General features: G+C 42.8%; 6 protein-coding genes. 1 reads left to right on the forward strand and 5 read right to left on the reverse strand.

Features of this window, described 5'->3' with window-relative positions; genetic code table 11:
- Nucleotides 1–9 precede the first annotated feature (9 nt).
- The gene (locus LBYS_RS11740; protein WP_187287889.1) at nt 10–3,018 is read right to left on the reverse strand and encodes a SusC/RagA family TonB-linked outer membrane protein; all 3,009 of its coding nucleotides are present in this window, start codon (nt 3,016–3,018) and stop codon (nt 10–12) included.
- A gap of 300 nt (nt 3,019–3,318) precedes the next feature.
- On the opposite strand from LBYS_RS11740, the gene LBYS_RS11745 reads away from it, so the two are divergent.
- Entirely contained in the window at nt 3,319–7,329 is a 4,011-nt protein-coding gene (locus LBYS_RS11745; protein ID WP_013409076.1) for a two-component regulator propeller domain-containing protein, read from the forward strand.
- Here LBYS_RS11745 and LBYS_RS11750 read toward each other — a convergent pair.
- The 4 genes from LBYS_RS11750 to LBYS_RS11765 are packed head-to-tail and all read right to left on the reverse strand — an operon-like array spanning nt 7,286 to nt 12,317.
- On the reverse strand, nt 7,286–8,539 hold the full coding sequence (locus LBYS_RS11750) for a sensor histidine kinase (RefSeq protein ID WP_013409077.1): 1,254 nt from the start codon (nt 8,537–8,539) through the stop codon (nt 7,286–7,288). The two genes, LBYS_RS11745 and LBYS_RS11750, sit on opposite strands and share 44 nt — an antisense overlap.
- Nucleotides 8,529–9,830, reverse strand: a complete 1,302-nt coding sequence (locus LBYS_RS11755; protein ID WP_013409078.1) for a sigma-54-dependent transcriptional regulator — start codon at nt 9,828–9,830, stop codon at nt 8,529–8,531. Before LBYS_RS11755 ends, LBYS_RS11750 begins: the two co-directional genes overlap by 11 nt.
- Nucleotides 9,831–9,834: 4 nt before the next feature.
- Nucleotides 9,835–10,986, reverse strand: a complete 1,152-nt coding sequence (locus LBYS_RS18350) for an ABC transporter permease (RefSeq protein ID WP_013409079.1) — start codon at nt 10,984–10,986, stop codon at nt 9,835–9,837.
- Nucleotides 10,983–12,317 carry an ABC transporter permease gene (locus LBYS_RS11765; RefSeq protein ID WP_013409080.1) on the reverse strand — a complete coding sequence of 445 codons (1,335 nt, stop codon included), beginning with the start codon at nt 12,315–12,317 and terminating at the stop codon, nt 10,983–10,985. The genes LBYS_RS18350 and LBYS_RS11765 overlap by 4 nt, the downstream gene beginning before the upstream one ends.
- Between the last annotated feature and the right edge of the window lies 1 nt (nt 12,318).

The following is a 12,318-nucleotide window of genomic DNA, read 5'->3' on the forward strand; positions in this document are numbered from 1 at the left end:
ACTTACTTTTTAAAATCCTACATTAAGACCAAATACGAAACTTCTGTTGAAGGTGGATCCACCAAGATCCGGATCGATATAATCAATCTTCGAATACACTAAGCCGGGGTTCATACACTGAACATATAGCTTCAAATTCTGTATCTTAAGGGATTGCAATTGATGTGGCCTAAAGGTGTAGCCTAAGGATACGTTTCTTAACTTGATAAAGGAACCGTCCTGATAGTTTTGAGCATTTTTGAAGGTATCACCGTTTTCTCCACCTACACCGGGAGCGTAATATTCTGCATCTTCATTAACACCTTCTATCCAATAATCCAGTTTCCTCATCGCAAATCTTCCCGATAGTGTCTCAGCACCTGTACGCAGCGTAAATCCAAATCTGCCGTACAAGAATGCAGATAGTTCCCAGTTCTTATACGTGAAGGTATTCAAGAATCCTCCCGACCAGTCCGGGCGGCCTTTACCTACTATAGCACGGTCATTGTTTCCATCAATCACTCCGTCTCCATTCAGGTCTTTTACCTTGATCATGCCCGGAGTTCTACCGTATTTAGCAGCCTCCTCTTTTTCACTGGTTTTCCAAACTCCATCATACACATAGTCATAGTAAACCCCTATAGGTGAACCTACGAACCAGGAGTTAGCGATGTCCTCAATCTTACCGTCTGCTAACTCTACAATCTTACTTCTGTCTGCAGAATAAGTGAGGGTAGAAGTCCATCTAAAATCTTTGGTCTTCACGTTTACAGAGTTCAATGAGATATCCACCCCTTTGTTTTCTGTCTTACCAATATTATCCCATGTACGTAAGTATCCTGTTAAGGCAGGCAAAGCCTTCTCTAAGAGAAGATCAGAGGTTCTGGATTTGTAGAAATCAATACTACCGTCAATTCTGCCTTTAAACACGGAGAAGTCTATACCTAAGTTGTATTGAGCTGTCTTCTCCCAACCCAGGGCTGTGTTTGCCATCACCACCGGTGATGCCGCTGAAGGATCTGATGCTATCATACCCGGAGCCACTATATCTCCCCAGTGATAGAAGGTGTTCGTAACGGCACCTTTAGTACCGTAGGCACTGATACCGGCATTCCCTGTTACCCCTACACCAAAACGCAACTTCAATTGATCTATCCAAGTAGTCTTCTTCAAGAATTCTTCTTGATCAATTCTCCAGGCTAAAGCTGCTGAAGGGAAGAAATCCCATTTGTAGCCTTCCGCTAATTGTGAAGCGCCGTCCCATCTTCCTGACACTGTCAATAAGTAGCGGTCATTATATCCGTAGTTCAAACGAGCCATGTAAGAGGTCAACTGCGTTTCTGTCAAGTATGATCCATACCCTTGAATGCTGGCTAAGGATCCTATATTGTACCAAAGTTCTTCAGGTGTATTGACGAAAGAGCGCATATTGCTACCTTCTGATTTAAATGCCGAAGCACTTTGTAGTAAGGTTACACCAATGGCGTTTTTATTGATGGTCTTATTGTAATACAATAAGTTATCCAAGGTCCAGGAGCTTCTGATATCGTTATTGTACTGTACCAAATTGTTTCCGTCCCCATTGATGGATTCTGCGCGGTCAGCCACCCCTGTTCTTCCAAATCTGAAGTCTGGACCAAACTGGAATCTATATTTTAAGCCATCTAAGAATCCGAAGATCTTACCTACATTGATCTCAGAGTATAGACTGGCCAAAGCACGTAGGTTAATTCTCTGGTTACGGCTATAATCCACCTCACGAATAGGGTTGATGATGTTTACGTCTGCACCCGGGTTTCTGATATATTCTCCATCAGGAGTGTAGGGAACGGTCCAAGGTAACATGCCCTGTAGAGCAAAGTACAAATTAGACGCTCCCGTAGCACTTTTACGGAAATTGTATCCGTATTCCTGATCTCCATAAGTGAGGTTTATGTTTCCACCTAATTTCAGCCAGGAAGTGGCATTAAAATCTGCGCTGAATTTACCTGTATAGCGCTTGTACCCCTGACCGGGCTGAGTACCTTGTTGGTCCATATAACCAAAAGATCCATAGCTCTGCAACTTGTCTGTACCTCCACTAGCACTAACCGTATGAATTTGGGTCATAGCTGTCTGCAAACCCGCATCCGTCCAGTTATAGGTAGGTACTAAATCTCCATTCCAAGTGCCGCCAGCCCATCCTTTTTCTATCTGAGCCCAGGCATAAGGATCCGTACCATACACCTTCATGTCATTCTCCTTAGTGATTTGATTAGATCCGTTATAGGTACCTGCTTTGATTTTGGCGGCTCTTGAATAGTCTAACCACTCTGCAGAATTCATCATCTCCATGCGGTCATGCATGTTCTCTACCGAAAGGGTTCCACTATAATTGACAGACATTCTGCCTGACTTACCGCGTTTCGTAGTGACTAAGATCACCCCGTTAGCACCTCTGGAACCAAAGATGGCTGTTGAAGAGGCATCTTTAAGTACTTCGATAGACTCTATATCTGCCGGGTTAAGGTTCTCTATACCATTACCCTGCATGGGAATGCCATCTACCACGTATAGTGGAGCATTAGTAGCCGTCAGGGAGCGTTCACCACGGATACGAATACTTCCTATCTCCCCCGGACGCTCGTTTGAGGTGATATCCACACCTGCTGTTTTACCCTGCATGGCCTGCAAAGCGTTTTGGACAGGCATAGCCTCCATCTCCTTCTGACCTACCTTCGCTATGGCACCAGTGACATCACTCTTTCTTACCGTACCATAACCTACTACTACCACCTCTTCTAGAGCTTGAACATCTTCTTCTAAGCTCACATTAATGACCGTTTGAGATCCCACGGTTCTTTCTACCGGTGTGTATCCCACCTGTCTAAATACCAGAACAGCGTTAGATTCTGCCACTACTAAGGAATAGTTTCCATTTGGGTCCGTTAGGGTTCCTTTACTTGTTCCCTTTATGGTCACAGTAACACCGGGCAGTGGCGCACCCGAAGCATCTGTAACTCTACCTTTGATCTCTGAGTCAAAGGCGAGAACGTTCATGCTAGTACACACTATATAAAGCATAGTGAGTAACACAGTAAAACTTTTTTTCATACACTTATTTAAGAGTTGAACATGTTATTGGCCCAATGTCAAATTAGCATAAGCACATAATCCATTGGAATAGTGCAAATCTATAGAGGTAAAATCAATCTAAGGAGGGCAAAATTCGCCAATGAAGGGGGTAAAATTCGTCCTGACATAAGGAGAGAGCTTCATGCTAACTAGGAAGCTGCTGATTTGCAGAAATCTATTTTTTTCTCCAACTTTGAATATTCAACCTGCCCTAAAATTGGGGACATGAAAGCTAGACTACTAATATACTTCCTTCTATTTCAAGGAATAGCCCTAGGCCAAAGTCTTTTTAAGTTTGAACACCTAACCGTTAATGAGGGGCTGTCACACAGTGACGCCATGGCCGTAGTCCAGGATGACGAAGGCTTCATTTGGGTGGGAACAAACAAAGGACTCGATCGCTATGACGGCTATACCCTCAAAAACTATAGATTACCCTATAGAAATGTCAATGGTCAATACACTAACCGTGTCCTGGGTCTGCATCTCTCCTCAGATAAGACGCTTTGGGTGGTAGCCGAAACCCAAGGAATCTTCTTTTATGATCCAAAAGTAGACGACTTTAAAAACCTGGCGGATTTCGCTAGGGATAAAAAGGAAGAGGAAACCTTAAGACAGATTGTAGCTCGTTCTCTTACTACCACAACTGACGGAACCATTTATGTAGGAACCAGCACACAGGGATTATATATCATCAAGAGAGATCAAAGCCAAAAAATCACTTCCCTAAAAAATATAGCTTTCCCTTACCTCGGGACGAACGCCCTCATCTTTGCCCTTGCTCCGGATGCTAATCAAAGAGTCTGGGTAGGTACCGTAGGCGCCGGCTTATATTATTTGGACGAAAAAGAAAATCCAAGACCCTACCTACCCTGGAAGGAAGCAAAGATCATTAGAGCCATCCTCTTGAGTCAAGACAAGCAACTTTGGGTAGCTTCCGAAGAAGAGGTGATCAAGATTAACAGCCTCGACAGCTATCAAAAACTTGACCAACATTTCAATTATATCACCTCGCTCCTAGAGGATTCTTATCACAGACTTTGGATAGGATCCCGAACCGGACTATTCCTACTTTCTGATCTCAAAACAGAAGGTTTTAAGATTAAAGGTAAACTGCAGCATTTCACGCCTGGAGATCCGGAAGGACTGAATTATCACCTCATACATTATCTCGTAGAAGACAGTTTTAAAAACCTCTGGATTGCTGCCTCCGCAGGAGGTCTGAATAAGGTCAATCTCATTCCCAAGCCCTTCTATAAGCTGACCAAAAAGAAAGGAGGCTTACCAAATGATTATACCAATACGCTCTGTCAGGACAAAGAAGACAATGTCCTTTGGATAGGAACCCGCAGCGGATTTGCCAGATATGATGTACAGACCGGTCAAATCAAAACCTTTTTGGACCAAACTAACCTTAAAGATGCACCCGCTGTAGACGTCACCTCCATCTATGACCCCGGAAGAGGTACGCTCTGGATAGCCACTCGCGTACACGGCATCTACCTCCTGAACAAAAAGACACTAAGCCTGCGCAGGTTGCCGGAGATCCCCGGACAAAAAGAATGGAAACAATCTGAACCCATCTCCATGGCTACTGATCCCGAAGGTAGAATTTGGGTAGCATGTTTTTATGATGGATTACACCTCTTCTCTCCAGAAGGTCAAATCCTAAAATCCTTTAGCAAAGCTGCCGGAACCTTCCCTTCCAGTAAACTCACCTTTCTTCTTCCGGATCAGGACGGGATGTATCTCAGCACCAGAGACCATGGCCTGGTCCTCCTGGATTTTAAGGACGCTCGTATCAAAACCCGTTACGCTTTCCACCCTAAAGGCCTCAAAACCGACTATATCTGGCCGCTTCTCAGAAGCAAGAAAGGCGACCTATGGATAGGTACCATTGGAGGTGGATTGCACCGACTAGACCTTAAAACCAAACAAATGGAAAGGTTAGACGAGATAATTCCTGAGGCGGATGTGGAATCCTTACAAGAAGATGAGCAAGGAAATATCTGGATAGGTGGAAATGGGCTCTACAGATTTGACCCAAAAACCAGAACCTATCTGCATTTTGATGTAGCTGACGGACTGCAAAGTAACTCCTTTAAGGTAGCCTCCGCTGCGAAAGGCAAGGACGGGAGATTATACTTCGGAGGTATACAAGGGGTCAGCTATTTCATTCCGGAAAATGTATCTACTAACCCCCATCCACCTAAAATGCAGATCACTCAAGTGCGCATCTTGAACTATGCCTACTCTCCGGACCAAAAGAACAATCCCAGGGCTTTACTATCCGGTCCATTTACAGAAGAAATTGTCATCAAGAACTTTGAGAATGACTTCTCCATAGAGTTTGTAGGCCTGAATTATAGCAATCCAGGGAAACAACATTATGAATATATGCTGGAAGGCTTTCATAAGAACTGGATAGCCCTGCCTCCGGGCCAAAGAGTAATGGGATTCTCTAACCTTCCCGCAGGCAGCTACACTTTCTTAGTGAAAGCAGATAACGGTGACGGAGTTTGGACAGATGCTCCTGCCCGACTAAAACTTCGCATTCTCCCCCCATGGTATCGAACCTGGTGGGCGTATTTGATCTATGGAATCCTTGCTTCCAGCTTACTCCTTTGGTACAAAATAGTAAGTAGAAGACAAAGGGAGCTGAAAAACAAGATAGCCTTAGAACAAGTAGCCAAAGAGAAGGAAAAAGAACTCGCTGAGCTTAAAGTAAACTTCTTTACGAATGTCTCTCACGAGTTAAGAACCCCGCTCACCCTGATCATGAGCCCTGCAGAATACTTGATGAAAAATGCACCTACGGGAACAGAAGCCAGGGAAAAGGCAGAATTGTTATATAAGCAAGCCAACAAGCTCCTGGTCCTTGTTAACCAACTCATGAACTTCCGAAAGGTAGAGTCCGGACATGTGGAATTAGCGTTACAAACGCTTGATCTGCTACCCTTAATCACAGAAGTGTACCTGCTCTTCAAGATCAAAGCTGATGAGCAAAACATACATTATGATTTAAATCTCCCCTCTACTCCCGTGTATATCGATTTTGATCCGGAGAAAATGGAGATAGTACTTAGCAACCTATTATCTAACGCCTTCAAATTCACTGCAGAAGGAGGAAAAATTGAAGTATCAGGACAAATTGACCAGGAGCAGTCTACTTTCCAATTAAGCATATCAGATAATGGGATAGGCATACATGAGGAAGAAGTGGAACATATATTCGAACCCTTCTACCAGGCTTATAAACAGAACACCGTCAAAACTACGGGAACGGGTATAGGGCTTTCACTGGTACATGAATTTGTGAAAAGACAAGGTGGACATATCATGGTAAAAAGTAGTCTTGGTCAAGGCACACGCTTTACCATTGATCTCCCGCTCTCCCTCCAAACTCCATCCATAGAGAAAGAGAGTAGCCCGGCTATAAGCAGTCCAATATTAGAGCCGGATGTGAACCTAGACCAAAAACTCTTGATCGTGGAAGATAATGAAGATCTAAGGAATTATTTGGTAAGTCTATTCCATTCCCATTTTGAAACCCATTCAGCAGCTAATGGGAAAGAAGGCATGGATAAAGCCCTACAAATCCTTCCGGACATCATCCTCTCAGATGTCATGATGCCGGTCATGAACGGTTTAGAATTCTGCGAAAGAATCAAGAACAATCCGAAAACAGCACATATCCCTTTGATTCTACTCACTGCCAGAGCGGCAACCTTGCATGAACTAGAAGGATTAGAATCCGGAGCAGATGATTATATCGTAAAACCATTCAACCCTAAGGTTTTACATACCAAGATTCTTTCATTGATAAGCAACAGAAAGAAGGCTCAGGAGTTCTTCCATAAGCAACTGATAGCTTCGCCTTCTGAAACCGTGATTCCGGATGCAGATAGAATCTTCCTGCAGACGGCCATGCAGATTATTGAAGAGAACTTAACCAATGAACAGTTCAATGTACAGTCGCTCGTGAGAGAATCCGGCATGAGCCAATCAGCCTTCTACCGCCGACTGAAGAACTTGACCGGCCAGTCGGTTATAGAATTTATCAAAGATGTTCGACTAAAACGTGCGGCACAGCTTCTGTCTACAAAACAGTACCGCGTCTCAGAAGTTGCCATGATGGTAGGTATGGAAGATTTAAAGAACTTCCGATCTTCCTTCCAGAAGCTTTATGGAGTTACGCCTTCAGAATTTGGGAAGAATATTGAATCCAAAATGTAGTCCAACCATCCTTCGTCTCAAGTCCAAAATCAAAACCATGATGATGTAAGATTTCTCTTACCATGGTTAATCCCACCCCTTGGCCCGTAGGTTTAGTGGTAAAGAAAGGAGTGAACAGGGAAGTTTCCAGTTCTTTTGGAACTCCTTCTCCATTGTCCTTGATAAGAAGGGTAGAGGGTGTTAATTCTAGATGTATTTCCGTGGATTTCGCCTCTTTGGCATTAAGCACCACGTTAATCAAGACTTGCTCTAACTGCTCTCTATTCGCTTGAATCCAAATCTCTTCCAGAGGTAAAGTTAAATGGATACCGTGATTTGGATACAAATGAAAAATATGCTGAACCATTTCATTCAACAAGACCGGTTCTTTTGCCGCCTTTTCCAAGCGAACTACCTTAGCAAAATTATCGATGAAGCTGTTGAGTCTTTTGTTTCTATCTATTACTATCTGAAGATACTCCGGATGCTGTTCATTCCCCTTTTTCAAGGTCTCCAAGATACTATTAACTGCCCCTACGGAATTTTTCACTTCATGAGCCATCATACGGATCACTTTTCCATATGATGCTCTCTCCATCCTGATGATTTCCTGACTAGCCTCTTCTACTATGATGAATTTTTGGTAGAATCCTCTTCTCTTAAATCGATCTACGTAAGTTCGAATGTATCTCGCCCCTCCTAAGAGATAGGTTTGGGGCATTTTTTCCACCTGTGAAGATAATTCCTTTCCTAAAGGAAGTTCTAATAAGGAGGTACCTATGTCCTCTTCGTTTAAAGACAGAATTTCCCCGGCTCTAGGATTAAGTTTCTGAATCTTATCCTCAAAATCCAATACTATCAAGCCCACGGGCAAAGCTTCAATCAGGTTCTTTAAGAACAGGTTTTGTTCCTCTTGAAATCTCCTTTCCTCACGGATGTTGAGGATCATTTTATTATAGACTTCTACTAGTTTATCGGCTTCCTTTGTTCCTGTAGTTCGCAGTTGGCTAGTAAAATCCTGATCATTTAATGCAGAGAGCCCGGTACTAATAAGATCCAGGGGTTTGAATATGCGGTGCAGGGCGACATAAAAAGCAATTAGGAGCGTCAATAAACCTAACTCTGCACTGACGAGTAATATGGGATTCCCTCTCACTATTTTCCATAGCAATATTGCCAGGATACAAAAGAGAATACCAAACATCACACCTATTTTCCACTTAATCTTCATGCTGTATACCGAACTTGCTCATCCTCCTATACAGAGCACTTCGCGTAATGCCCAAGGTTTTAGCTACCTCACTCATGTTACCCTTTTTTTGAGCTATGGCTTTTTTGATCATTTCTTTTTCCATGCCTTCCAAAGTTAGATCAGCAGGTTTATCTTCAGCAGCAAAGTACTTCTTTAATTCCTTAATATTCAAAGTATATTGCTCAGAAAGTAGCCAAACTCTCTCAAGGTAAGCTTTGAGCTGTCTCACATTTCCCGGAAAAGAACAGGTGCTGAGCCATTCTATAGCACTTTCTTCTAATTTCCTCTTTCTCTCGCCTGCATTAAGCTGAGCGGAGAAGTGCTTGATTAATTCGGGCATATCTTCTCTTCTCTCGTCTAAATCAGGCAAGTGTATATGGACTTGTGCCAACCTATAGTAGAGATCTTCCCTTAAGGCACCCGTTTCTAAACTATCATCCGGATGAAAATGTGAGGTAGCTAACCAGCCGCAGCGCACATCCATCTCCAAATCGCTACCTATGACAGTGAACTTTCTCTCTTCGATGACCTTTAGCAGTTTACTCTGTAAACCTGAACTAAATGACTCCCAGGCACTGATTTGTAGATTTCCTTCCCCTATCTTGGATAATAATCCTCTATGATCCTTGGTTGATCCTGGAAAAACCCCTTTTCTGTACCCCCAAAGCTCAGCCTCCACTTCCTCAGAATCTTCTAATTTCAGTAAGGGCAAACCGCTTCTATTTCCCATTCTATGATAAATAGAGGCCAGTAGATCCTTCCCGGTCCCTCTAGATCCACTAATCCATAATGTAGCCTCACTCGATGCAGCCTTACTCAATAACTCCCTAGCCAGTTTCATAGCTTCAGAGCTGCCTACCAGTTCGTTTAATAAGTTCGCTTTTGTGGATACCCCGGTCTGTCGTAAGCTCCACTGCGTCTGAACCTTTTGCATGAGAACCTCATTTTCCCAGGGTTTGGTCACAAAATCACTGGCTCCCGCCTTCATACCTTGGACAGCCAGATCAAGTGTCCCCCAAGCCGTGATGAGAATCACGGGAAGACGTTCATAAGCTGCATGAACATCCTTCAAGATCTGCAAGCCCTGCTCACCGGATGTATCTACGCTAAAGTTTAAATCCAATAGCAGTACATCCGGGGCATAACTTTCTATAAACTCCAAAATATTCAAAGGGTTAATGATGTACTGAGCATCATGTCCCTGAGATAAAAAGAGCAATCTCAGGGATTGACATACGGTACGATCATCATCTGCAATCAATATTTTCATGGGCTTAATCTTCGTGTAAGGCTCTAGCCGGCAAAATGCCCGCAGCTTCATGACTAGGTGCTAGACTACAAAAATAGACCAAAGTAAAGACTATCAAGCAAGAAAGTCCTATTCCCCAACCATAAACATCCCATCCAAACGGCAAAGTGGTTAAAAATGGTACCTGCACTGCAAAGGCCAAAGCTAGCACGCATGCAGAGAAAGCCAATACCATCATCTCCCCTGTAAACTGATTTCGAATAGAAGATGAGGTAGCACCCAAAGCCTTTCTCAAACCTATCTCCGGCACTCTTTTGGAAACATTATAACGTAAGATTCCAAATAGACCTAAAATAATATTAATGATCAAAAACAAGGCAATGAAACCTACAATCCCCAATGGCACATAGGTAAGCTTATTCTTAAAATTCCTTTGATCTTCCACTTTGATGATATTGAAATCACTGGTTTTGAGAGCTGAGTTAAAGAAGTCATTTAACTTCTTTTCAATCTCAGGCCCAGTCCCGGGAATCGTTTTGATGTTGATACAATTTTTAACTAAATTTTCATTCAAAGGTAGGATGGCAAAAGGGCTTTCCTCTTCAAAATCACCTTGGAACCGGAAATTTTTCATCACCCCTACGATCTCCGTTTCTTTCCCTAACCAAAATTGGAATTTATACCCCAACACCTCCTTGTCACTCAAATACTTATCTACGAATACCTTATTGACCACCATAGGGGTATATCGGTTATTCAAGTCTTCTTTGCTGAAGAACCTCCCACTATGCATGGGAATAGTCCAAGCTTTTCCATAGTCTTCATCTGCATGTAAATAGAAGGTATTAAAGCTCATGCCATTGAGATCATTGCCATTCCCCCACTTGTTCCCCAAATAAGGGGCTACATTCACACTATAGCTCACAGATTCTATTTCTGGAAAACTAAGCAATTCCCTCTTTATTCTATCTAATTCCAAACTATCCAAACGTGCAGGCTGATAGATTCGGTACACTCCCTTCCACTCGAAACCTAAAGGCTGAGAGTAAAAATTGAATTTAAAAATACCCAGGGAAAATGCCGCAATTAACACCCAGAATACAAGTACTAATTCCGCGAAGAGGAAAGCATTTTTACGCTTTCTTTTCCATATTAATTTGAAATAATGCCTGATCATAATTGTCCTGATTTAAGTGCTGATGCTACCGCTGTCCTAGAGACCCTCCAGGCCGGTAAGAAGCCGGAGACTAATCCGAAAATGAAAGTGATGAAGATACTGATGACCCAAACGGTGCCACGGAAAGAGAAGCGAACAGATCCAAAGACTTCAGAGGTATTCAGGATATTCAATGCTATCAAGGTTAAGATGCCCCCAATAATACCCCCGATGACGGTTAAAATGATGTTTTCAAATAAAAACTGAATCAGTAGGTCAGAGGTCTTTGCCCCAAATGCCTTCCTTACTCCAATTTCTGATGAGCGTTCAAAAATCCTAGTCACATTCAAGTTTACCAGATTTAATACGGGTATAATGATGAAAAATCCTAAAGCTAAAAACACATACTTGAGGAAATCCCCTCCTGCTCTAGTCTCCTGTGAACCCATGAAAGTCCATGCATAAATATCCGTGGCATCTTTTTCCAGGAATCTGAAGCGATCAAATTCCTCCGTTGGCTGTATAGATGCCTCCACTGCCCTCAGCTCCTCCTCCATTTTTTTCACATCAGAAGGTGATTTTGCCAAAAGAGCTACTAAGCAATCCCCAAAAATCTCACCTATGGAACGGTATTCTTGGTGCCAACTGATAGGAACGTAAAAATCCGAAATCACCGCTCGGTTAGAAGAATGTACCTCATTAAGTACTCCAATGATTTTAAAAGCTCCGTTTTGTCCCCAAACTAATTCCTTACCCAGATAGCTATCCTGCTTTCCAAAATACTTTTCAGCTGCTTTTTGCTGGATGACCATCACCTTAGCCTGGTTTTCTATCGCCTGTTCACCAAAGGGGGCGCCCTCTATAAATTTAAAATCAAAAATCTTCCAATAGTCCGCATCTGTTAAACAGCCGTTTAAACGTAATTTTTGACCATCCGGAAAGACATCCACGGGTAAATAGTCCACAAAAATGGCCATTAGCTCCGGTGACTTCATGGGTTTTAACTTCTCTCTGATTATCTGGAAGGATAAGGAAGAGCTGGAAGTATTGGTGGCCTCTCCCTCCCTAATCTTCGTGGTGACCGTGCTATCCACCTTTATTTTCCCATCTACATAGCTCGTATCTAACTTAACTATGGTTTCCCTGGCAAATTGCACCGCCTTAAAAGAGGGCACAAATAGTATTCGGTCTCTTTTAGATAAAGGAGGGTTACTCCCTAACTCATTTTGTAAAACCGCAGAAACTAACATCAGGACCATCAAGGTAAAACTGATCCCGAACAGACTGATAAAGGTGTAAAGCTTGTTGCGCTTCAACACTTTCAGGGCTACTTTGATATAATTCTTTATCATC

It is taken from the genome of Leadbetterella byssophila DSM 17132 (genome assembly GCF_000166395.1).
Taxonomy (GTDB): Bacteria; Bacteroidota; Bacteroidia; order Cytophagales; family Spirosomataceae; genus Leadbetterella; species Leadbetterella byssophila.